We start from the raw sequence: 22944 nt of genomic DNA, 5'->3' as shown, positions 1-22944 counted from the left end.
CTACGTCAACGCGGCAAACCTGCGAAGGTCGCCATCACAGCTCTCATGCGCAAAATCCTCTGCGTGCTCAACAAACTCCTCACCCAACCCAACTTCACACTTGCGTCGTAACACAGTTGCTGTCCGCCTCCTCCGGCCATCGCTATCACCTCGTGCTTCCAAGCCTCGAAACAGCGGACAAGAGTGTCCGCGCTCCTCTCGCACGCTTTCCCTACAGCGCCCGAATCATCTTCCCCTCCTTCGTGCGGCACGGCACGTGGAGGTGATCCAGCCAGACGGGGATGAAGTGGTTGATGAGGAACTTCCGCGCCTCGGCGAGGTCGTCGAAGGTGGTGCCCGCCCAGGGGTAGCCGCGTTCCTGATGGTAGAACTCCCACTCGCCACGCCGTTTGGAAATGAAGTAGCTGCCATCGCGGCTGCCCGCTTCGGTGCTCACCGGCGGCAGGTTTTCGGGCTGCAGGCCCTGGGCCGCGAGGCTGTCCTCGATGTCCTTGCGCGTCAGCGTGAAGACCCGGTTCACCGCGTCCTGGCAGCGCTCGGTGTTGCCCTCCACATTTGTGTCCCGCCACTCCGGCGGCAGACCCAGATGCGCCAGCGCCCACGTCGCCACATCCTCGTGGGATTGCAGCACCTTCATCTGCGCGGCGATGGTGAGAGGTTCGGCGGCCTTCATGCATCAAGGTTCCCGGAAACCGTCAGGAATCAAGCCCGTGGGATCGGGACGATCCCACTCCGCCGGAGGGTGCTGCGCGGAGCGTCTGGAGGAGAGGGATCATCTTGATCCCTCAACGCACCGCCGCGAGCAACGTTCTTCAAACCACCAAGCCGCAGGTGCTGCTGCTCCAGCGCGGAGCTTTGGGTGAAAGCGGAGCGTGGAGGGATCGGGACGATCCCACTCCGCCGGAGGGTGCTGCGCGGAGCGTCTGGAGGAGAGGGATCATCTTGATCCCTCAACGCACCGCCGCGAGCAACGTTCTGCTCCTGGCAACCTGGCCGGCGCAGGGATTCGCATTCTACGCATACCGTCCCGGTCGGTTCGCGCTGTCACTGCGCGCCGACGGCGCTGGTGCTGGCGCTGGACGGTGAATCACCTTCTGCGAAGGCAGCCAGCCTTGATCGAGCCACTTGCGCAGCCCGGCGCGCCAGTCCCGGATCGAGGTTTGGCCGTTCATCCATCCGTTCGCCTCCCAGTGGTTGAACATCGCGGCGCCATCGCTGGCCGGCAGTCCGATCTGCACCGCGTAGGCCTCCAGCTCCGCCTGGGTGCCACGGCCGGCATGGGGCTCTGCGCCGCAGGGAAACTCCAGGCCTTTGAGGCTGATGCTGCGGTCCGCTTTGTTCAGCCAGTTCAGCAGCCGCGCACGGCTGAGCCGCTTTTGTTTCAGCTCGCACCAGGCCGCGCATTTTCCCAGCTCCGCCGGGATGTCGAGGGCCTGATACGCCGGGTTCGCAGCGAGGTGCGCGAGCCATGCCGCGTCGTCCACCGGCAGTCCACGGCGTTTGGACTGGGGTGCCGCAGGCAGGCGTGGCGCTGCCAGGGGCTGCGCTGTGTGGCCTTGGCCCGTCCCGGCCTCGCGTACGTACGCGGGCGCGCGCCCATGTGCAGGTGTGGGGGCGTGTGGGTGGGCGGGGGAAAGGGGAGTCTGAGGGGAAAGGGGGAGGGAGGGAGAGAGGGGGAGGGAGGGAGAGAGGGGGAGAGGGGGAGAGGTGTTGTTTTTTCAGACGAGTCAGACGCATCCGGACACTCCAAGACGGGTTCAGACGGTGTTAAGACGTTTTCAGACGCCCGCAGACGCTGTGCTTCATAGTAGCGGCGGTTCCTTTCGGCACGCCTGCCGGCCTTGGAAGGCTCCGCATCCACGATGAGGCCACCCTCGGGGGTGAGTTCAAAGCGCCGGCCCGAGGCGAGCAGCGCGGCAATCATTTCTGTCGGGATCACCATGGTTATCTTGTGGTAGGAAGTGGTATTCAAAAGCGGAGTTCAGCCCCCGTGGACATGGACCTTTTCCAGGTGCCTTTCCAGAAGCTCCGGATAGCCGTTCGTGGCGCTGGGGTGCAGGCGCTCATGGCAGGGGCGGCAGATCGCCACCAGCTCAAAGAGGAGCTCATCACCCACATGGGCATAGGTCTTGTGGTGGACTTCCCTGGCCGGGGCCTCCAGGCACCCTTCGCAAATGCCGCCGGCTCTCTTGAGAACGCGCTGGCGCACGGACTGCCAGTCCGCCGATGCCAGATAGCGACGATAGACCGCCCGCCACTCCGCCTTCCGCCTGGCGATGGCAGCTTCCCGGCACTGCCCGTAGGCATCAACGCCCTCGCGGAGGCGCCTCTGGTACAGCTCCTCATTCCACTGCGGGCACCTTTCGCGGTTGGGGACGCTGGAGTGTGGGAGTGAATGGCTGAGCTTCTGGCCGCAGTCAGCACACTGGATGCGATAGAAAGGCTTGCCGTCCGACTGCAGCGCCACACGAGGCTCCCGCCGCAGATGGTCGCAATGCCGCAGCCTGGCCGCCTCCGCACTGATCTCACGGCTGTCGATGTCCAGCGAGGGAAAGTGCCACTCGCGGCGCAAACGACGTTGCCGGGGCATCGCACCCAGGAGAGCGTTTGGGGTTGTTTCCATAAGGATCTGGCGGCAGGGTTGAAACCGGTTTTGGATGCACAGGATGAACGGCATTTTTGTCTTCCAAACGCCGCCTGGAGGCAGGCAACGAGGCGCTCGGTCGGGTGATTATCACCTTGGACATAGCATGGTATGAATCGGTATTTTATCAAGAGATTTCGGCCTGTTTCACGCTCTGGCCGAGGCCTGTGTGCAAAGCTTTGCAACTGGAAGAAAAATCAGCGCAGGCGCGGGCCTTCAACGGTTACGACCTGTCATTGCCGGAGGAGTGTCGTGCGGCAGCCCTTGACGCCAGAGACTGGAGGTCTATGGCGACAAGCCGGGCAGTAGCACGGGCAATCCTGCCCGTGTAGAGCGCGCCGCTTACGGGCAGGATTGCCCGTGCTACTTTCGCTTCGGCAGCCTTCATGCACCCAGGATTCCCGGAAAAACGAGGTGCGGCAGCGGCATTAGTCTCTGTGGCGATCAGGCGGATAGGACGGTACCGGCAGACTGGAGGGGATAAGTGAGGGGTTGCGTCAGGCAGACTCAAACGATAAACTCCCGTCATGTCACAGTCGATCCACCTTGATCTCGAACTGCCGGGCGATCTGGCGCGGTTCAAGCTGCCTGCCGGGGTCAGTGAACGGCTGACCGCCCTGCTGGACAAGCAGGATGCGGGACAGACTCTCACCGATCAGGAAAGGGCTGAAGCCGAAGGACTGGTGGATCTGGCAGATACGCTGACTTATCTGGGACTCAAGGCCAGGGCTGCAGCATGAGCATCCCCAGCTTCTTGCGCATGCAGGTGGTCGAACGCGCGGCAAACCGCTGCGAGTACTGCGGGCTTTCTCAGGAAGGTCAGGAGGCCGTGTTTCATGTGGACCACATCCAACCGGTGAGTTTGGAAGGACCGACTGAGCTTGAAAACCTGGCCCTGGCCTGTGTGTCTTGCTCGCTGCGCAAATCAGCGCGGGTGACTGCGGCGGATCCAGACACCGGCGGCATGGTTCCACTGTTTCATCCCCGGCGTGACCTATGGAATCTGCATTTTCGTTGGAATGCGGCTGAGCTGATCGGCATCACTCCCTCGGGGCGCGCCACGGTGTCAGCAATGGCCATGAACCGCCCCATCGCCGTGAGCATCCGGCATGAAGAATCGTTGCGTGGCCGCCACCCGCCTCCAGGGCATCTGTGAGCTGGAGTGACGGAACCTCGTTGAGGTTCCTGATCCGGCGGGGATCGTGGGTGGCGCGGTTCCCAGGAGAGCACTCGCTATCGCTTCCTCCTTCGCTCTTCGAGCTTCGGAAGACAGGAACGCACTCCTAGGCTGCATGACGAAAGCCCGTTGGGCTTTGGAACAAGAGCGCTTGGGCTGAGAATGAGCCTAAATTTTTTGAGCCGTCTTTTTCACCTTTTGATTCCGCTTCGCCTCAAAACCTACGTCTGCTGAAAGCTGATTGAGGTGTCTGTTGTCATTGGCACGACAGAACGGTTCAACGGAGACGATCGCCTCCTTCGCAATCCTGATGGCGAAATCTAAAGACGGCGCACCTCTGCTGCTGGTCACATCAGGATAGTCGAAATCTTTCCCGTGATATCTTTCGCTCAGTTCCTGAAAATCGGACTTATCCTTTGGAGACAATGAGAGCCGATTCATGCCAGATGTGATGGCTGCCTCATACAGCTGAATCAAATCATGGCCGTTCGCTCCTCCCTTTTTGCGGAACTGTTTTTCTGTGTCTCCAGCTGCTCTGAGATAAGCTTTCAATGCAAGTTCAATTGCCCGACATGCAGTCGCATATATTGCAGGTCGTAAATAGCTTTTATGATCTGGAATGAATTTTAATAGTTCTCCATTGCCTTCGCTGGCTGCTCGGCAGAGCCTGGCACAGTCATAAAAGCTACCGGCCGTTAACAACAAGCAAACCGGCGTTTGCTTGTCGAAAACTGGACCTGATGTGTGCATGGCTATCGAACGCGCCCCCTACTGGCACGCCTCACACGTCCCGCCATTCCTCATCGCCTCAATCGAGCAGGCCATGACTTCTTCGGCGGTGTATTGCTTGGCGGCGGCTGCGGTGGCGGCGACGGCAGCTTGGTGGCTGGCGACGATGCCGCGCTTCTCCTTCTCGACTTCGCTGGTGGCTTTTTCGATGTTGGAGGCGCTGCGGGTGCGCAGGTAGTAGGTGGTCTTGAGCCCCTTGCGCCAGGCGGCGCGGTACATGTGGGAGAGGGTCTGCATGGCGCTCTCGCCGCAGAAGAGGTTCACGCTCTGGGACTGATCGATCCACTTCTGACGACGCGCGGCGGCGTCGAGCAGCCAGGCCCAGTCGATGCCGAAGGCGGTGGCGTACTTGCGCTTCAGATCGACGGGGATTTCCTCGATGCTTTCGAGCTCGCCGTCGGTGTACTTGATCTTGGCCTGGATCTCGGGGTTCCAGAGGCCGCGCTTCTTGAGGTCCTTCACCAGGTAGGGGTTCAGCACCATGAAGTCGCCGGAGAGGTTGCTCTTGGTGTAGAAGTTGGTGAAGAGGGGCTCGATGCAGGGGCTGGAGCCCATGATGTTCGAGATGGTGGCGGTGGGGGCGATGGCGAGCACGTTGCTGTTGCGCATGCCGTTCTTGGCGATCTTGGCACGCAGGCCGGACCAGTCCATCTTGCCGCCACGGGGGACGTCGATGTCGAGGCCGCGCTCTTTGGCGAGGAGATCGACGGTGTCCTGCGGCAGGAGGCCGCGGTCCCACTTGCTGCCTTTGTAGGTGGAGTAGGTGCCTTTCTCGCCGGCGAGGTCGCTGCTGGCCTCATAGGCGTAGTAGGCCACGGCTTCCATGAACTCGTCGTTGAACTCCACGGCTTCCTTGGAGGCGAAGGGCAGGCCTTTGCGGTAGAGCGCGTAGCCGAGGCCCATGACGCCGAGACCGATGGGGCGATGGCGGCTGTTGGCGGTCTTGGCGGACTCGGTGGGGTAGTAGTTGATGTCGATGACGTTGTCGAGCATGCGCACGGCCACGCGGATGGTCTCGCGCAGCTTGGCGTGGTCGATGTTGCCGTTGTCGTCGAGGTGGTTGTCGATCAGCACGGAGCCCAGGTTGCACACGGCGGTTTCCTCAAAGCTCGTGTTGAGCGTGATCTCGGTGCAGAGATTGGAGCTGTGGATGACGCCCACGTGGTCCTGCGGGCTGCGCACGTTGCAGGGGTCCTTGAAGGTGATCCAGGGGTGGCCGGTTTCAAAGATGGACTTGAGCATCTTCTTCCAGAGGTCCAGCGCCTCCATGCTGCGGCCAAAGATCTTGCCCTTGGCGGCCATCTCCTCGTATTCGAGGTAGCGTTTTTCAAAGGCGCTGCCGTAGAGCTCGTGCAGGTCCGGCGTTTCGTTGGCGCGGAAGAGCGTCCACTTCTGGCGGTTCTCCATGCGCTTCATGAAGAGGTCAGGCACCCAGTTGGCGGTGTTCAGGTCGTGCGTGCGGCGGCGTTCGTCGCCGGTGTTCACACGGAGCTGGAGGAAGTCCTCGATGTCGTTGTGCCAGACTTCGAGGTAGGCGCAGCCGGAGCCGCGGCGCTTGCCGCCCTGGTTCACCGCGATGAGCTGGTCATTGTGCAGCTTGAGGAAGGGGATGACGCCCTGGCTTTCGCCGTTGGTGCCCTTGATGTAGCCGCCGGTGCCGCGCACCGCCGTCCAGGAGCCGCCAAGGCCGCCCGCCCACTTGGAGAGGTAGGCGTTGTCGGCGATGCCGCGCTGCATGATGGACTCGATGCTGTCGTCCACCTTGTAGAGGTAGCAGGAGGAGAGCTGGCTGTGCATCGTGCCGCTGTTGAAGAGCGTCGGGGTGCTGGAGCAGAAGCGGCGGCCTTTGTACAGGCGGTAGAGGGCGATGATCTTCTCCTCGGCGTTTTCCTTTTCCTGCACGCAGAGGCCCATGGCCACGCGCATCCAGAAGAGCTGCGGGGTTTCGAGGCGCTTGGAGGGCTTGACCTTCTTGTCCACGATCAGGTAGCGGTCATAGAGGGTCTGGATGCCGAGGAAGTCGAAGTCCATGTCCGCAGCGGGATCCAGAGCGTCGGCGATCTTGTCGAGGTCGTACTTGAGGAGCTGCGGGTGCAGACGCTCGATCTCGATGCCACGGGCCAGGTTCTTGCGGAAGCCGCGGCGGTGGAAGTTTGGCAGCTGCTCGATGCCGTGGTCCACGATGCTCCAGCCGAGCACTTCTTCATAGATGTAGGTGAGGAGCATGCGGCCGGCGAACTTCGCGAAGTCGGCGTCCTTCTCCATGAGCGTGCGAGAATTGAGGATGATGGTGGTCTTCAGAGCCTCGACGGTGATGTCGCTGAAGATGGAGCGGCGCAGCTCCATCTCGATCTCGCCACGGCTGAGGCAGAGGTCCAGGCCCAGGCTGGCGAAGTCGATGCGGCGCTTGAGGTCCTGGCCGTCCCAGAGGAAGGTCTCCGTGGGGGACGCACGCACGAGGATGAGGGTCTGCTGCTGGTCGGACTCCTGCTCGTCTGCGATGGCGGCGGCCTGCTCTTCTCCGCTGCGCATGGTGGAGCGCAGCGCGCGGTACTGGATGTAGGCGCGGGCCACTTTGAAGAAGCCCTGCTTCATGAGCTCCTCTTCCACGAGATTCTGCACGTCCTCGATGTGCATGAACTGCTTGCCGTCATTGATGATGGCGCGGCTCACGGCCTCGGCGATCTGCACGGCCGGCGTGGAGTCCATCTCCAGGGAGAGGAAGGCCTTGCGCACGGCGATCTCGATCTTGTTGTGGTTCCAGGGCACGAGCTGGCCGTTGCGGCGGATGACTTTGGTGGTGACCATGATGGGCTGGAGGGCGCCGGCGTCGTTGGCGTCGGAGTTGGCCAGGGTTTCGGTGCGTTTGCGGCGCTCGGCCAGGCTGCGGGCCACGTCGTGGGCGTTGTGGCGCACCAGCGCCTGCTCAATGACCTGATAGATCTCCTTGGTGCTCAGCATCGAGCCCTCGCTGCCATTGTCCGTCGTGCGCTGGGCCACCTCCTCCGCCACCGCGCGTGAAATGGCCTGCACCAGCTGGCGGTTGGAATCATTGAAGATCTCGCTCTGGCGCTGGCGTGCCAGCAGCAGGTCGGTGATCGCATTGCCCACCGTGTCGGCGATTTCACCGACGTCGAAATCACGCTCGCTGCTGCCGATCCTCACCTTGGTGGCCGTCTTCAGGGGAATGCCCGCCACGCCTGCGGTCAGCGCGCTCCATTCAAACTGGGGCTTGTCTTCCTTGGGCGTGTGGTGGGCGTAGCGCTTGAGCTCTTTGTCTTCTTTGAGCAGGTCGTGGGCATGGGTCATGGCGGGAGGTCCAGGCTAGTGGTTGTGGAGGAGGGTGGCGGGGGCGGAAAAGGAGAGGGGGGAAGGCAGGTGTCCCCGCCGCAAAAACTCAGCGGGAAACCGGCCATCAATTGGAAATATGGGATCTTGAAGAAATATTAAAGATCGTCGTCAGAGCAGACTTCGAGCGCAGAGGCCTTCTGGTAGTCGGTCACCTTGCCCTCAAAGAAATTTTGCTCCTTCTTGATGTCCATCAGCTCCGCCAGCCATGGCAGCGGGTTGGTGATGCCCGGGTTCAGCGCCGGGAGGCCGCAGCCGTCCAGACGACGGTCGGCGATGTAGTCGGTGTAGCGCTCGAATTCTTCGGCGCTCAGGCCCACGGCGTTCACCGGCAGGCAGTCACGGATGAATTCCTTCTCCAGCGCCACGCCTTCGCGCATGATGTTGGTCAGCTCCTCGCGGAACTCTGCGGTCCAGATGTCCGGGTTTTCCTCGATGAGGTCCATGAACAGATTGCGGAAGACTTCGATGTGGTTCGACTCATCGCGCAGCGTGTAGCGGAACATCTGGCCGATGCCGGGGAACTTGTTCTGGCGGTACAGGCTCAGGATCATGCCAAAGAGGCCGTAGAACTGCGTGCCCTCCATGCACTGGCCAAAGACGAAGATGTTCTTCGCCAGCAGCTGCTTGTTCTCCAGCTTGGTCAGGTCCAGGTCGCGGCGCAGGTTGTTGGAGTGCTTGGTGACGAACTCGTTCTTCTTCACGATCGTCGGGATCTGCTCAAACATGGCCTCGCACTCATGGGGGTTGATGCCCAGGGAGGAAATCATGTACAGCAGGGAATCCGCATGGATGTTCTCCTCATGAGCATGGCGGCCCAGGACGAGCTTCAGTTCGGGGGCGGTCACCAGTTCGCGCACCACATGCTGCACATTGTCACCTACGATGCCCTCGGCGGCGCTGAAATAGCCGATGCCCATCATGATGATCCAGCGCTCGTTCTGGGAAATGTCATTAGAGCGCCATTGTTCTACGTCCTTCTGCATCTGGATGTCTTCAGGCTCCCAATGGTTGGCCTTCATGATGCGGTATAGGTCGTACGCCCACTGGTACTTCAGCGGCAGGAGGTTGAAGGTCATGCTCTTGCGGCCATTGATCACCTTCTTGGCTGCGTAGGCGGCCTCGGCTTTATCTTGATCGAGTGGGAATTCCCGGTTGCCAATCTTGTAGGTCTTTTCCATGACGAATTCGTTGCAGAGTGAAGGGTGTTAATTTGATTTTTCGCGAAAATGACTGAGCATCCGACTAGCATCATAAATACCAGATCTGGCGGAGGCCGAGGCGGATCATGCACAAGATATTGTGTTCTGGCGAGATCTTTTTCCCAGCCATTGTGCCGAAATGCGTTTCACAGCGCAGATTCAAGCGTTCCACGGCGAAAAAATTTTTCCGGCGTCAAAATGCCTAGCGTGATGAGCAGAAATGAGAATTTTGTCACTCCTGCCGCTCGGCGCAGGAATCGTGCAGGGAAAGCTAAAAAACATCTGAAATCTCGCTGGGAAAGCCGACACAGGGGGGATTTTGTCACACAACCTGCTTAGCCCCCGCCCCATGCCCTGCCATCTCCTGTTCCGTTACATGGCCTGCTGCCTGCCGCTGGCCCTGCTGCTGAGCTCCTGCTCGGTGCTCAATGTTCCACAAAACAGCGTCAGCAACCCGCCGCCGGGCGTCACGGTGGACCTGATACCCAGCGGGCGTTACGCACGCAGGCAGTACCGGCCCATGCGGCCCACCTACATCACCATCCACGCCACGGAAAACTACGCCCGTGGCTGTGGTGCCAGGGCTCACGCCCAGATGCTCAAAACCGGGGCCATCAAAGGTCGGCATAATGCGATAGGCTACATCGGCTGGCATTTCACTGTGGATGATCATTCCATCTACCAAAGCATGCCGGTGAACGAGCGCGGCGAGCACGCCGACTACGACGGCCCCGGAAACCGCACCTCCATCGGCATCGAGATGTGCGAAAACCGCGGCAATGACCGCAGCCGTACGCTGGACAAGACCGCACGCCTCGTGGCCTGGCTCATGAGGGAGTACAACATTCCGCTCAATCACGTGGTGCCGCACCAGCACTGGCTCATGATCCGGCACGATGACCACCGCAATCTCGGCCACAAGAACTGCCCGCACTTCCTCATGGACCGTGGGCGCCCGGGTGCGAAGTGGCAGGCCTTTCTGAACAGGATCGCCGCCTATCGCCGCGCATTGTGAGCTTAAATTGTCTTGCCACGGCAAACACCCCACGCTGAGTCTGCCGCATGCCTCAAAACCTCGATGCCCTGCGCCTGGCGCTCCAGCACTCCCCAGACAATGCCCCGCTGCTCATGCTCTTTGCGGAGGCCTGCCTGGACGAGGGGCTGCTGGAGGAGGCGGAGCAGAGCTTTCAGCGCGTGCTGAAGGAGGACCCCGCGCACGCCGAGGCCCGGCTGGGCCTGGCCCGTGTGGCGTTGCTCAATGGCAAGACCTCGCAGGCGGCGGTGCGTGCGGAGCAGATCATCTCAGACACACCCTCCTGCGCCGCCGCCTACCTGCTGCTGGCGCGCATTCACATCACCGAGGGGGACCTGCCCAAGGCCAAAGCCATGTATGACAAAGGCGTGGCCCTGAACAGCTCCCTCGCAGACCCCGGCATCGAGAAGGATCTGCACAGCGTCAAGCCCTCCAGTGATGACACGGCGGGCCGCAAGCGTGGCGCCATGACCTCCAGCGGCACCTTCATCGAATCCGTCAAAGAGGATCAGGATGACGATGACGGCCACCCGCGCGGCGGTGCCGCCTTTGACCTCGGGCTGGCGGATTTCGGCAAACCGCAGCTCGATTTCTCCGGCGTGGGCGGCATGGAGGCGCTGAAAGAAGAGATCCGCATGAAGATCATCTACCCGCTGCAGCACGCGGAGCTCTTCAAGGCCTACGACAAAAAAGTGGGCGGCGGCGTCCTCCTTTACGGCCCGCCCGGCGTGGGCAAGACGCTCATCAGCAAGGCCACCGCCGGCGAGATCAAGGCCAACTTCATCGCCTTGGGCCTGCACCAGATCCTCGACATGTGGATTGGCGGCTCGGAGAAAAACATGCACGAGGTCTTTGAGCTGGCCCGCCAGAATGCGCCCACCATCCTCTTCTTTGACGAGGTGGATGCTCTGGCCGCCGACCGCCGCGATCTGCGCCAGAGCGCCGGCCGCAATCTCATCAACGCCTTCCTCTCGGAGATGGATGGCGCAGAGTCCAGCAACGACGGCGTGCTCATCATCGGTGCCACGAATGCCCCCTGGCACATCGACCCCGCCTTCCGCCGCCCGGGCCGCTTTGACCGCACGCTGTTTGTCCCCCCGCCTGACGAGGCCGGACGCGCGGCCATCATCGAGGTCATGGCGCAGAAAAAACCCATCGGCGAGCTCGATCCCCGTGCACTGGCCAAAAAGACCGAGGGCTTCTCCGGTGCCGACCTGAAGGCGGTCTTTGACATCGCCACCGAGGACGTGATGAACGAAGTCATGCGCACCGGCAAGGTCATCCCGCTGACGACCAAGGACCTCATCAAAGCCGCAGGCCGCCACAAGGCCACCACCAAGGCGTGGTTTGAGAGCGCCAAAAACTACGCCATGTACTCCAATCAGAGCGGCTTCTACGATGATGTGCTCAAGCACCTCGGCCTCATGAAGCGCTGAACCACCCGGCGCTCCGCATGTCTGACGACTTTCATCCCTCCCCAGATGCCGCCTTTGCCCGCGGCCGCCTGCTGCAGACCCAGCACCGCATTCAGGATGCCATCTCCTGCTATCAGCAGGCGCTCGCGCTGGATGCACACCACACGACCAGCTTCATCATGCTGGCGCTGTGCTGGATGCAGGAGGAGGACACCGCGCCGAAGTCCATCGACGCCGCGCGGCGCGCCGTGGCGCTTGAGCCGGAAAATGCCTTCGCCCGCAGCGTGCTGGCGCTTGCTTTGAACGCGAACGCCAGGGACGGCCAGACGGCGGCCATCAAAGACGCGCTGCAGCAGGCCGAGGAGGCGGTGAATCTCGATCCCGACAGCGACTTCAGCCACGCCGTGCTCTCACGCCTGCACCTGCGCCTGCGTGATTACCCGAAGGCCGAGGCCGCCGCCCGCGCCGCGCTGGCGCTGGACACGGAGAACACCATGGCCGCCGAGGTGCTCTCCGCCGCGCTGCTGCTGCAGAAGAAGGACGGCGACAACCAGGAGCTCATCAAATACCAGCTGCAGCGCAACGCCGAAGACGACAGCGCGCATGCCAGTGCCGGATGGATGGCCGTGATGCAGGGGGACCATAAAAAAGCCAACGAGCACTTTCTTGAAGCCCTGCGGCTGAACCCCATGAATGAAAACGCGCGCCTGGGGCTCATCGAGTCCTTCCGTGCGCGGTCATGGATTTACCGCGCCAACCTGCGCTTCTGCCATTGGATGAACCAGTTCACGGAAGGCCGGCAGAGTGCCATCATGCTGGGCGGCTTCATTGCCTACCGGATGCTCAGCGGTTATTTGGAAACCGTCGCGCCTTTTTGGGCCGATGTGGTCATCGGCACATGGCTCGTCTTTGCGCTCTGGTCACATCTGGCACGGGGGCTGAGCAGCTTTTTTGTCACCATGGACCGCTTTGCCCGTCAGGCGCTCAAGCCGCGTGAATACTGGGAGGGTGTCGTGGTGGGCGGTCTGATCTTCCTCTCCCTGTCGGTGCTTCTTCTCGGCTACGCCTGCCATGTGCCGGAGTCTGGGGTGGTGGCGCTTGCCTGTCTTTTCGCTTCGGTGGCCAATGCCGCTGCGTTTACCAATCACCATCACGTGGGCCGCCTTGTCTATGGCGTGGCAGCTGCAGTGTCCGGGGTCGGGGCTCTTTATTTCGGCACTGCTGTGCTGGCAGACGCCGGTCTGCCCTTTGCGGGCTGGGCGGGCACTGCTTCGCTGCTCATTGGTGTGGTGACCACCTGGTTGCGGTCGTTTCGCGTGCTCTATGTTTGAAGCCCGGCCATGCTTTGGTGAACCAGCCCCGGCCAGGGGTTTGCAGACCGGGGCTGGTTCTGGGGGCCTCCTGGCTTAGTAGCGGCGGTAGTAGCCGTTGCGCTGGTCCTTCGAGTTGCCGATGGCGTTGCCTGCCACCGCACCGAGGCCTGCGCCAATCGCTGCGCCTTCAAGGCCGCGACCGCTCTGGTTGCCGATGATGCCGCCCGCAGCCGCGCCGCCGAGGGCGCCGATCACTGAGCCTTGCTGCGCGTTGGGTCCGGTGGCGCAGGAGGAAAGCGCCGAGACGGCCAGCATCGAAATGAGGGGGAGGACTTTGAGTTTCATGGTGTGTTAGGATGGCGTTGTTTTCGCCGCCCATACACTTTGCAAAACACGTGCCACCCCGCTTTCACTGGGGAGAGCCGCGCAAACCGCCTCAAAATCCGGGCAATTTGCAATCTCGCATCGGGCATGTTGCACGATCCGCATTCGGCACGCGGTTCATCCATGGCAGGCCTCCGGCGGCAGCCTTACTTTCTCATCAGATACGCAAAGAAGTCCTTCAGATCCGCGTCGCTCATGCCGGGAAATGGGGCTTGTGAGGCGTTCCCGCTCTGGTATCTTTAAGCCGTGAGCGCCCGTGATCTATTGCTTCAAGTCAAGGCTCTGCCCCCGGCCGAGCAGCGACGCTTTTTGGACGCTATGATGGATTTGGATGCCGCGACCCACCTGCCTGCCGCTGAAATGCAGGTTCCTGATTTTGAGGCATACTGGGGGCGGCTGCACTCTCTAGGCATGCCACGCTGGACGGCCGAGCAGACCGCAGGCCTGGACCGCTGGCTGGCCGGGGAAGATGCTGCTGCATGACTCCTTACGCGGACACCAACTATTTTACCCGCCTCTACCTGGAGCTTGAAGGCGCTGAGAAAGCCAGAGGCTGGGCAAAGGATGCCGCGTTGCAGGGGGCCGCACCCTTGCCGGTGACCTGGCTTACGGAGCTGGAGTTGATCAACGCCTTTCAGCGCTGTGTTTTTGTCGCTCGAACGGAGGGGCGACTTCGGGTGACTTCTGAATTTGCCGGTGCCGCGCAGCAGGAATTTCGTGATGCATTGAGCGCCGGGCAGTTTTTGCGCCCAGCTCTGGTGCCCTGTTCTCGGCTGAAAGAAAAATTTGAAGAACTGTCACTGCGTCACACCGCAGCCCATGGATATCGCACCTATGATCTCCTGCACGTGTCTTTCGCGCTGCTGCTGGGATGTGATACGTTTTGGAGCTTTGACGTCAAGGCACTCGAACTCGCCGCTTTGGAAGGCCTGCGAGTTCCTGATCTTCAGTGATGGATTAAACCTGCCGCTCAGATCACTTCTTCATCAGATACGCAAAGAAGTCCTTCAGATCCGCGTCGCTCATGCCGGTGGTGAGGCCTTCGGGCATGAGGGAGATGGGGGAGGCTTCGAGCTTCTCGATATCGGCCTGCTTGAAGGCGGTTTTGTTGCCGGCCATGTCCTTGAGGACGATGCCGCTGGCGTCCTGTGCGTCCATGAGGCCGGTGAGGATCTGGCCGCCCTTCGTTTTCACGATGTAGGCGCCGAAACCTTCGCGGATTTCCATGCTGGGCATGAAGAGGTTGTCCAGCCAGAAGTCGGCGTTGGTGCGGTCATAGCCGGTGAGGTCGGGGCCGATCTTGCCGCCTTCGCCAAACAGGGTGTGGCACACGGCGCAGCGGGCCATGAACTGGATCTTGCCTTTCTCGGGATCTCCCAGGCCGGTCTTCACCACCGCCTTGATGCGCTCGGACTCCTTCTTTTTCTCCGGCGTGGGGCCGGTGGCCAGCAGGCCCTTCCAGTGCTTGTCGATGGCGGCGTCGATCTCGGCATCTTTGTGCAGGCTGAGCTGGCGCACGATGTCCACCGTGAACTGCTTGGCGGGGATCTTCCATTCGTTCACAAAGCTCACCAGAATTTGAGCCCACTCCTTGCGGCCGGCCATCACACGCAAGGCGTCCTCACGCAGCGCCTTGTCGCCTGCGATCTGGCCTTCCCAGCCCAGCAGCAGCGCCTCGGGGATGCGCTTGTCGTCAAACTTGGCTGCTGCCTGCAGGATGCCGCGCTTGAGGCCCGGCGGGTTCGTGGCTTTCAGGATGTTCACCATCGGCATCACCGCCTCCTGCTTGCCGAGCTCCGCCAGAGTCTTGGCGATGGCGATGCGTGCCGTGTTGCTGGCCTTCTTGTCTTCCAGCAGCTTCAGCGCGCTTTTCAGCGCATCTGCGCTGCCGCTGCGCAGTGCGAGCGTGAGATCGCCGCCGCTCTGCTTCGCCATGTAGTCGTTGAGCGCCTTCGTGAGCGACTCCGGCAGCTTCGGCATCTCCGCGCCTTCAAAGGCGGAGGCAATGCCGGCGATGAACTTGCCGCGCAGGGCGTCATCATTCGTCAGCGCGAGCAGATCCGCGCAGGATTGCAGGTTCTCCTCGCCACCCGCCAGCGCATAGCGTTTGGAGAGCTTCTCGGCGAGGTTGTCGCGGAAGAGGGAGGTCTTGAGAAAGGCGCTGTCGGATTTGAGGAAGGCGAACACCTCTGCGCGCTCTTTTTCCGCCTTCGACTCCAGTGCCCACCACGCGAGCAGGGGCAGGTGGCCGCTGACATCTTCCGCATCGCCAGCCCAGAGGAGGGGCAGGGCACTCTTCGCGGGGAGCTTCTTGGCGGTGGCGAGGATCTGAGCGCGCACTTCAGGGTGCTTCTCGGTCTTGGCTTCCTTCAGCAAGCCGTCCACATCGCGGTTTTCTTCTCCCACCATCTTCACGCACCAGCGGCGGATGTAGGGATCGCTGCTGGTGAAGGGCAGCTCGTCGGCCAGACCCAGAGCATCAAGAGCCCACAGGGTTTCGAGAGTCTGCGGCATGGCCTTGAGCTTGGGACCCAGATCGGTGAGGTGACGCCAGGCGATTTCGTGAATGGCCTGCTTGCGGAACCACTCGTTCGGATGGCTCAAATAACCGAGCAGTTCATCCCCGCTGGCTTTGCTCAGATCAAACGGCTTCAGCTTCGGCGCACCTGCCGCAGGCCGCACACGGTAGATGCGGCCGCTGGTCTTGTGCCAGTCGTCGATGGGGCTCACATGGCTGAGGCGCGTGTCGTACCAGTCGGCCATGTAGAAGCCGCCGTCCGGGCCCACACCGGCCCACACGGGGCGGAACCAGCGGTCCGGAGTGCTGAGCAGGTTTTCCTCGTCCTTGGTGCGGAAGGTGGAGCCTTCCGGGATGCGCTCGCTCACATACACGAGGTTTTGTAGCGCGTTCGGGGCGATGATTTTGCCTTCGTAGGCGCTGCCCAGCAGGCCGCCTTCATACACCGTGAAGGCCTGCGGGAAGCGTTTGTTGTCGCCTTGATGGTTCATGTGCTCAAACCAGCCGAAGGCATACGGATTGGTCAGCGGGCCGTGCTTGCCCCAGCCTTTGATGCCGTAGCTGCCCTGCTCGTAGTGCATGCCGCGCGTGGCACCATTCGTGCCGGAGAAGAGGCGGCCCTTGCTGTCGATGTCCAGGCTGAAGGTGTTGCCGCCGCCCTCGGCGTAAATTTCAAAGGTCTTCTTGATCGGGTGGTAGCGCCAGATGCACTGCCCCTCCCACTTCACGTTCTTGGTGTTGGCGCTGCTGACGTTCCCGGTGGTGGTGCTGCCGTTGGCCCCGTAGAGCCAGCCGTCCATGCCCCATTGCAGATTCGTGGCCACGCTGTGCGTGTCCTCCAGGCCAAAGCCGCTCAGCTCCACCTCGGGTGTGTCAGTGTCCGGCTTCGCGTCAAAGTCGGCATCCGCGTAGCTGAGCAGGTACGGCGGATTCAGCACCCAGATGCGGCCCATGCCATGCAGCGCGGCGCTGGCGATGTTCAGGCCGGTGATGACGTCCTCGTGCTTGTCAAAAAAGCCGTCTCCATCCGTGTCTTCAAAGACGGTGATCTTGTCCGCGCCCTTTTCACCCCGTGGCGGCGGCAGCGGCACCTTGTCAAACTTGGCGCGCAGGTGCTGGTCATAGCTGATGATCTTCAGCCCGGCGGGAAACTGATACTGGCGGTACTGCACCACCCACATGCGGCCTTTGGAGTCCCAGCTCGCATACAGCGGCTGCTCCACCACCGGCTCGGCGGCCATGAGGTCGATCACCACATCGCTGCGTGTCTTGAATTTCTTGAGCGCCTCTTGCGGCGGTGTCGGTGGCGTGTCGTCGCGCATCACCCCGCGTCCGGCGCGGGTTTCCATGATCTTCTTCACCGCCTCGTTGCCTGCCACAGCGTCGGGCTTGACGTTAGGATCAGCGGCGAGCGCGGAACTGCCGAGCAGGAGAAGGAAAAGACGCGTGTTCATGGGCGGAATGGATTAACAAACGGAGCGGCGGTGCTTTCTTGCCACCTTATCACCGGTTCCGATATTTTCGTGTGGCAGAAAAAAGGCCCGGTCGGGCACCTCAGCCCTTATTTGCGAAATCCACCTATCATCCCCCTGCCCATGGTGGACTCCCATTCCGGCAGTTTGGACTGGAGAGCCTAAATAGGTCCCAAGGTTTAAGAAGGTTGCTCCCTTTGGCAGGTGTGCCACAGTACCTTACTGATGCGACTTACCAGCAGCTCTGCCGCTCCTCTTGTGAATCGTTCTGCGCCGCCTTCCCCGCAGGAACTCTCCGCCATGATGCCCTTTGGGCGTTATTCGGTGCAGGCGCAGGTGGGCATCGGCGGCATGGGCACGGTCTACCGCGGCACTCAGCTCAGCCTTGGACGGCCTGTGGCCATCAAGGTGCTGCGCGTGACAGATGGTTATGACTTTGCTTTTGAGGACCGTTTTCGCCGCGAGGCACGGGCCATGGCCACGCTCAACCACCCGAACATCGTCGCCATTTATGACTATGGTCACATCGGCACCGACTTTCTGTTCTTCGTCATGGAGTTCGTGGACGGCACCGATCTCGGCGAGATCATGCGCACCGGACGCATGACGCCCGAGCTGGCCTTGCAGCTTCTGCCGCAGATCTCCGCAGGCCTCGAATACGCACACTCCAAGGGCATCGTCCACCGGGACGTCAAGCCCGCCAACATCATGCTCACACGCCAGGGTGAGGTGAAGATCACCGACTTTGGCCTCGCCAAGGACGTCATGCGCGCGCCTTCGATGGTCACCGAAACGCACATGGTCATGGGCACGCCGGAGTATGCCGCGCCGGAGCAGTTCAACGCCCACCGCGAGGTCGACCACCGTGCCGACATCTATGCCTTCGGCGTGCTGATGTACCAGATGCTCACCGGGGCCCTGCCACGCGGCTCCTGGCAGCCGCCTTCGACGCTGGTGCATGGTCTGGACCCCCGCCTGGATGCCGTCATCGTCCGGGCGCTGATGACAGACCGTGAGCATCGCTACCAGTCCATGGGAGACATGCGGCGCATGATCGAGCAGGCTCTGGTTCCGGTGCTCCCTCCCTCCAGCCGGCCGCTGCCAGCCGCCAAACCCTCCGCCGGACGCATCCTCCTGCTGGAGGACGACCTCATGGTGCGCGATCTCATGCGCCGCGCCCTGGAAAAGGCAGGCTATGAAGTCGTCGAAACCGGAGACGGAAAGGACACCCTGCGCCTCTACCAGGAGGCCATGCACCACGGGCAGCCCTACGATCTGGCCATCCTCGACCTCACCATCCCCGACGGCATGTGCGGCCGGGAGACGATGCTCTACCTCCGCCGCATGGACCCGCAGATCCTCGCCATCGTCTCCTCCGGCTACCGGGACGACCCCGTGATGAGGGACTGCGGCGCCTACGGCTTTGCCGCCGCCCTGCCCAAGCCCTACCATGTGGAAGGCCTGCTGCAGATCGTCAATGGCGTGCTGGCCGTGGGACGGAGGCGCGTGGCGTGATCTCAGCCCGTAAGATGGGTGTGGCGACAGCGCGTGTGCCCTTCGAAGCACGCAGTGCGAAGAATGGGCCCGTCCATCAGCGTGCGGCAAGCCCCATGGCGTACGGACGTCCTGGGGGTCGGGCGGTTTGGCGAAGCGGCCTTCCTATGATTGAGAAGGCATCATCCGCCAAACACACCCAACCTACGCCCAGAGCGCCGCGCCAGAACGTAGGATGGGTGTGGCGACAGCCCGCCCGTCCATCAGCGTGCGGCAAACGCCATGGCGTACGAACGTCCTCGCAGTCGGGCGGTTTGGCGCAGGGGCATTCAGGTGATTGAGTGCACGCAGCGCGCCAAACACTCCCAACCTACAAAATCCGTTTCACACCACGCGCACCGCCGCTTGGTTTTCCATGGCCTGCCACACGCCGTGCACCACGCGCATGTAGTTCATGCCTTCGACGAAGTCTGGGCGGGGGCGCGGGGCTTTGGCGTCGCGCACGGCGGCAATGAAATCCCGCTCCACCGTCCAGGTGCGTTGCAGTTCCGTGGGCACCGTCACAGACTCCATTTTGCCGCCGCGCTTGCCGAGCTGCAGGTCATCCGTGGCAAAGTCATAGCTCAGCGTGCCTTCGGAGCCAAAGATCCACAGCTTGTCCGTCGGCGCATGGGCCGCCACGCCGCTGAAGAGCATCGTGGCCTCGATGCCGCTGCGGAATTTCGCCATCACATGCACAAAGTCCGGGATGTCCACCTCCACGCCCGCACGCTCCGGGATCACCACATTGCCGCGTGCCTCCACCTCCACGATGTGGCCGAGCCACTGCTGCAGCACCTCGGTGTAGATGCCCAGCGTGAGGATTTGAATGCCGCTCAAGTCGGACTGCTGCCGCCAGTGCGCGGGCATCGCCGCATCCAGCCAGGCATCATTGAAGCTGTGCAGCAGCACCTGGTGCGGCGTGCCGATGGCTCCTTCCGCCAGCAGCTTCTTCACCAGCTCCCCCCCATGCATGCCCTGGGGGGCCGGGCAGATGGCCGTCACGAGCTCCGGGTAGCGCATGGACGCCTCCCACATCTGGTTCGCCTCCGGCAGGGAGGCCGCCATGCGCGCCTGGGTAAAGACGTGCTTCCCATGCTGCAGCGCGTAGCACGTCATCTCCGCATGCATGTAGGGGTGCGTGCCGATCCAGACCACATCCACCTCGTCGCTCGACGCCACCTCCTCCCACCGTTCCACGGGTTTGGCCTCCGGCGCGAATTCCTGGCAGAAAGCCTCAGCGCTCGCCAGGCTGCGGTTCGTCACCCGCGTGATCTGCACGCCGGGGATGGCCCGCAGGCCGGGCATGTGACGGGATTTGACGATGCCACCGGCGCCAATGATGCCGATGCGGATGGGTTGCTCTGTTGCGCTCATGGTCGTATGAATGAAGAGCACGTTGGACCCAACATCCAAGCCACGCATGCAAATCCTGCACATCTTCATCTCCCCCGAGCACATCTATGTGGGCCATCACGGCCTTCCCCCCGGCACCACGCCGATGACCGAGGTGCCCGAGGTGGAATGCGTGACCGGCAAGGGCCTGCGCGGCGACCGCTATTTCGGCTGGAAGGAGGACTTCAAAGGGCAGGTCACCTTCTTTGAGCACGAGCAGTACGAGCGCCTCTGCGAGCAGTTCAGCGTCATGGGCGTGCCCCCCTCCGCCTTCCGCCGCAACATCATCACCAAGGGCATCGACCTCAACACGCTCATCGGCACCGAGTTTGAAGTGCAGGGTGTCCGCTTCCTCGGCACCCAGGAGGCCGCGCCCTGCCACTGGATGAACCAGGCCTTTGCCGAAGGCGCTGAAGCCGCGCTCAAAGGCCACGGCGGCCTGCGAGCCAAGATTTTGAGTGACGGAATCCTCCGCAAATCATGAACACGCCCTTCGCCGCCGTATTGCTCGCCGGTGGTCGCTCCACCCGGATGAAACAGGACAAAGCCCTGCTCCACTGGCATGGGCAGGATCTCTGGCAGGCACAATTGCACAAGCTGCAGTCCATCGGCGCCGCCCGTGTGCTGCTTTCCTGCCGCAGCGATCAGCCCCTCTACGTGAGCCCCAGCGAGGGCGTCGAGATGGTGCACGACCCCGCAGGCGTGGATGAGGGCCCGCTCGGCGCCATCTCCCGCTGTCTGGAGCGCGTGCAGATGCCCCTGCTCGTCCTGGCCGTGGACATGCCCTGGATGACCGCCGCCTTTCTGCGCGAGCACCTCGTGCCGCACACGGAGCCAGTGGTGGGCCGCTTCTTTCGTGGCCCTCACGGAGATGAAACCCTCGCCGGTCTCTACGTCCCCGCCATGCTGCCGCTGATGCAGAAGGCTTTGGGCGAAAAACACCTCTCCCTCCAGCCCATCATCGAGGCCGCCGTGCACTCAGGTCTGGCCATCACGCACGCCCTCGGAGACGAGCAGATGCCCTTCTTCCGCAATGCGAACACGCCGGCGGATTTGAAGTAGCTCGGGCAATCCTGCCCGAGATGATGCGCCTTCTTTGCTGGCAGATTGCCAGCACCACTCATACCACGCACAGCTGAAAACGGGTCTCAGGGGTGAAAGCCAGCATTCCATGCGGCCAGCCAGCGCTCCGGAGGAGTGGGATCGTCCCGATCCCACACGTTCCCGCATCGCCCAGCGCCCTCGCAGATCCACGAACACGCTGCAGGTGGGGGGATCAAGATGATCCCCCTCCGTCGCTGCGGCGAAGCCTCAGGCGGAGTGGGATAGTCCCGATCCCACACGCTCCCGCAGCGCCCTGCGCCCTCGCAGATCCACGAACACGCTGCAGGTGGGGGGGATCAAGATGATCCCCCTCCGTCGCTGCGGCGAAGCCTCAGGCGGAGTGGGATCGTCCCGATCCCACACGTTCCCACATCGCCCTGCGCCCTCGCAGATCCACGAACACGCTGCAGGTAGGGGGATCAAGATGATCCCCCTCCGTCGCTGCGGCGAAGCCTCCGGCGGAGCGGGATCGTCCCGATCCCACACGTTCCCGCATCGCCCTGCGCTCTCGCACATCCACGAACACGCTGCAGGTGGGGGATCAAGATGATCCCCCTCCGTCGCTGCGGCGAAGCCTCAGGCGGAGTGGGATAGTCCCGATCCCACACGTTCCCGCATCGCCCAGCGCCCTCGCAGAACCGCGAACACGCTGCAGGTGGGGGGATCAAGATGATCCCCCTCCGTCGCTGCGGCGAAGCCTCAGGCGGAGTGGGATCGTCCCGATCCCACACGTTCCCGCTTCGCCCTGCGCCCTCGCAGAACCACGAACACGCTGCAGGTGGGGGATCAAGATGATCCCCCTCCGTCAGCTCGTGCCTCCACCTTCAGACCCGTTTTCATCGCATCGTGGTATGAGGCCCTTGGCTTCTTGAGCCGCCCGGATGTCCTGGCTCACCTCAGCTCATGCCCCAAAATCGCCAGCGTGGCGATCCCCGCCGTCTCCGCCCGCAGCACCAGCGGCCCGAGCGTCACCGGCACAAACCCCGCCGCAAAAGCCTGCGCCTCTTCCTCGTTCGTAAAATCTCCCTCAGGTCCGATCAGCACCGCCACGCTCTGCGGCTTTGATTCCGGCAGCGCCTGTTTGAGCGTGCGCGTTTGTTCGCTGAGCGCAGGAATGAGTTTGAAGTCCGCCTGAAACTTCACCCCGGCAGCAAAGGAAACGGGAGCCTTCAATTCAGGCACAAAGGGCGTGTGGCACTGCTTCGCGCTCTCGATCATGTGCCGCCGCCACTTGGCCAGCTTCTTTTCCACCTGCGCTGCATCCAGATGGATCACCGTGCGCTCCGTGATGACGGGCTGCACACTCGCCGCTCCCAGCTCCACCGCCTTCTCCAGCAGCCACTCAAAAGGCTCTGCCTTGATCAGCGCGGGCAGCAGATGAATCGAGGTCTGAAACGGCGGCACGCTGGACTCCGAGACGATGCGCGCCTGCACCTCCGCCTTGGAGACATGCGTGATCTCACACACCGCCACACGGCCCGCGCCATCAAAGACCTCAATGGCGTCCCCCGGCTGCTTGCGCATCACCCGGCCGCAATGCTGCGCCTCATCGCCGGTCAGGGTGAGGTGGGGCGCGGCCCATTCGGAGGCTGGAAGATGGAAGCGCGGCAGCGACAT

20 protein-coding genes are annotated in these 22944 nt (G+C 62.4%); 10 read left to right on the top strand and 10 right to left on the bottom strand.

The window, feature by feature from the left end; all coding sequences use genetic code 11:
• Nucleotides 1-211: 211 nt before the first annotated feature.
• The 3 genes from ACFQDI_RS16195 to ACFQDI_RS16185 all read right to left on the bottom strand — a co-directional run bounded on the left by ACFQDI_RS16195 (nt 212) and on the right by ACFQDI_RS16185 (nt 2623).
• Complete coding sequence (locus tag ACFQDI_RS16195) at nt 212-673, bottom strand: hypothetical protein (protein ID WP_377168614.1); 462 nt, start codon at nt 671-673, stop codon at nt 212-214.
• Nucleotides 674-1013: 340 nt separating this feature from the next.
• On the bottom strand, nt 1014-1484 hold the full coding sequence (locus ACFQDI_RS16190; protein ID WP_377168612.1) for a hypothetical protein: 471 nt from the start codon (nt 1482-1484) through the stop codon (nt 1014-1016).
• Between the two features lie 497 nt (nt 1485-1981).
• Nucleotides 1982-2623 carry an HNH endonuclease gene (locus tag ACFQDI_RS16185; protein ID WP_377168610.1) on the bottom strand — a complete coding sequence of 214 codons (642 nt, stop codon included), beginning with the start codon at nt 2621-2623 and terminating at the stop codon, nt 1982-1984.
• Between the two features lie 548 nt (nt 2624-3171).
• Between ACFQDI_RS16185 and ACFQDI_RS16180 the strand changes: the two genes are divergently transcribed.
• Both ACFQDI_RS16180 and ACFQDI_RS16175 read left to right on the top strand, forming a co-directional pair.
• Nucleotides 3172-3384 (top strand): hypothetical protein, encoded by a 213-nt coding sequence (locus ACFQDI_RS16180; RefSeq protein ID WP_377168608.1) that lies wholly within the window; start codon nt 3172-3174, stop codon nt 3382-3384.
• Complete coding sequence (locus ACFQDI_RS16175; RefSeq protein ID WP_377168606.1) at nt 3381-3800, top strand: HNH endonuclease; 420 nt, start codon at nt 3381-3383, stop codon at nt 3798-3800. Before ACFQDI_RS16180 ends, ACFQDI_RS16175 begins: the two co-directional genes overlap by 4 nt.
• Nucleotides 3801-3989: 189 nt before the next feature.
• Here the strand turns inward: ACFQDI_RS16175 and ACFQDI_RS16170 are convergent, their stop codons facing one another.
• From ACFQDI_RS16170 to ACFQDI_RS16160, 3 genes are all read right to left on the bottom strand, one after another.
• The gene (locus tag ACFQDI_RS16170) at nt 3990-4571 is read right to left on the bottom strand and encodes a HEPN domain-containing protein (RefSeq protein ID WP_377168604.1); all 582 of its coding nucleotides are present in this window, start codon (nt 4569-4571) and stop codon (nt 3990-3992) included.
• Between the two features lie 18 nt (nt 4572-4589).
• Complete coding sequence (locus ACFQDI_RS16165) at nt 4590-7919, bottom strand: ribonucleoside-diphosphate reductase subunit alpha (RefSeq protein ID WP_377168602.1); 3330 nt, start codon at nt 7917-7919, stop codon at nt 4590-4592.
• Between the two features lie 137 nt (nt 7920-8056).
• On the bottom strand, nt 8057-9139 hold the full coding sequence (locus tag ACFQDI_RS16160; protein WP_377168600.1) for a ribonucleotide-diphosphate reductase subunit beta: 1083 nt from the start codon (nt 9137-9139) through the stop codon (nt 8057-8059).
• 370 nt (nt 9140-9509) lie between these two features.
• On the opposite strand from ACFQDI_RS16160, the gene ACFQDI_RS16155 reads away from it, so the two are divergent.
• The 3 genes from ACFQDI_RS16155 to ACFQDI_RS16145 are packed head-to-tail and all read left to right on the top strand — an operon-like array spanning nt 9510 to nt 12939.
• Nucleotides 9510-10175, top strand: a complete 666-nt coding sequence (locus ACFQDI_RS16155) for a peptidoglycan recognition protein family protein (RefSeq protein WP_377168598.1) — start codon at nt 9510-9512, stop codon at nt 10173-10175.
• A 47-nt stretch (nt 10176-10222) separates the two neighbouring features.
• A complete protein-coding gene (locus ACFQDI_RS16150; RefSeq protein WP_377168596.1) occupies nt 10223-11629 on the top strand; it encodes an ATP-binding protein in 1407 nt (468 codons plus the stop codon).
• 17 nt (nt 11630-11646) lie between these two features.
• The gene (locus ACFQDI_RS16145) at nt 11647-12939 is read left to right on the top strand and encodes a tetratricopeptide repeat protein (protein ID WP_377168594.1); all 1293 of its coding nucleotides are present in this window, start codon (nt 11647-11649) and stop codon (nt 12937-12939) included.
• Between the two features lie 75 nt (nt 12940-13014).
• Here ACFQDI_RS16145 and ACFQDI_RS16140 read toward each other — a convergent pair whose 3' ends face one another.
• Nucleotides 13015-13266, bottom strand: a complete 252-nt coding sequence (locus ACFQDI_RS16140; RefSeq protein WP_377168592.1) for a glycine zipper domain-containing protein — start codon at nt 13264-13266, stop codon at nt 13015-13017.
• Nucleotides 13267-13551: 285 nt separating this feature from the next.
• Between ACFQDI_RS16140 and ACFQDI_RS16135 the strand changes: the two genes are divergently transcribed.
• Both ACFQDI_RS16135 and ACFQDI_RS16130 read left to right on the top strand, forming a co-directional pair.
• Nucleotides 13552-13788: a hypothetical protein gene (locus ACFQDI_RS16135; RefSeq protein ID WP_377168590.1), complete on the top strand. Its 237-nt coding sequence runs from the start codon at nt 13552-13554 to the stop codon at nt 13786-13788.
• Nucleotides 13785-14258, top strand: coding sequence for a PIN domain-containing protein (locus tag ACFQDI_RS16130; protein ID WP_377168588.1), 474 nt, complete (start codon nt 13785-13787; stop codon nt 14256-14258). The genes ACFQDI_RS16135 and ACFQDI_RS16130 overlap by 4 nt, the downstream gene beginning before the upstream one ends.
• A 22-nt stretch (nt 14259-14280) precedes the next feature.
• Here the strand turns inward: ACFQDI_RS16130 and ACFQDI_RS16125 are convergent, their stop codons facing one another.
• Nucleotides 14281-17277 carry a DUF7133 domain-containing protein gene (locus ACFQDI_RS16125; RefSeq protein WP_377168586.1) on the bottom strand — a complete coding sequence of 999 codons (2997 nt, stop codon included), beginning with the start codon at nt 17275-17277 and terminating at the stop codon, nt 14281-14283.
• 243 nt (nt 17278-17520) lie between these two features.
• On the opposite strand from ACFQDI_RS16125, the gene ACFQDI_RS16120 reads away from it, so the two are divergent.
• On the top strand, nt 17521-18810 hold the full coding sequence (locus tag ACFQDI_RS16120) for a protein kinase domain-containing protein (protein WP_377168584.1): 1290 nt from the start codon (nt 17521-17523) through the stop codon (nt 18808-18810).
• Nucleotides 18811-19173: 363 nt separating this feature from the next.
• Here ACFQDI_RS16120 and ACFQDI_RS16115 read toward each other — a convergent pair whose 3' ends face one another.
• Entirely contained in the window at nt 19174-20205 is a 1032-nt protein-coding gene (locus ACFQDI_RS16115) for a Gfo/Idh/MocA family protein (RefSeq protein WP_377168582.1), read from the bottom strand.
• A 46-nt stretch (nt 20206-20251) separates the two neighbouring features.
• On the opposite strand from ACFQDI_RS16115, the gene ACFQDI_RS16110 reads away from it, so the two are divergent.
• The gene (locus tag ACFQDI_RS16110; protein ID WP_377168580.1) at nt 20252-20707 is read left to right on the top strand and encodes an MOSC domain-containing protein; all 456 of its coding nucleotides are present in this window, start codon (nt 20252-20254) and stop codon (nt 20705-20707) included.
• A complete protein-coding gene (gene mobA / locus ACFQDI_RS16105; protein WP_377168578.1) occupies nt 20704-21285 on the top strand; it encodes a molybdenum cofactor guanylyltransferase in 582 nt (193 codons plus the stop codon). Before ACFQDI_RS16110 ends, mobA begins: the two co-directional genes overlap by 4 nt.
• Before the next feature lie 933 nt (nt 21286-22218).
• On the opposite strand, the gene ACFQDI_RS16100 is transcribed toward mobA, so the two are convergent.
• Nucleotides 22219-22944: a 16S rRNA (uracil(1498)-N(3))-methyltransferase gene (locus ACFQDI_RS16100; protein ID WP_377168576.1), complete on the bottom strand. Its 726-nt coding sequence runs from the start codon at nt 22942-22944 to the stop codon at nt 22219-22221.

Source organism: Prosthecobacter fluviatilis, assembly GCF_042655725.1.
GTDB lineage: Bacteria > Verrucomicrobiota > Verrucomicrobiia > Verrucomicrobiales > Verrucomicrobiaceae > Prosthecobacter > Prosthecobacter fluviatilis.
Note: the sequence above shows the minus strand (reverse complement) of the source record. Positions and strands in the feature narration are given on the sequence as shown.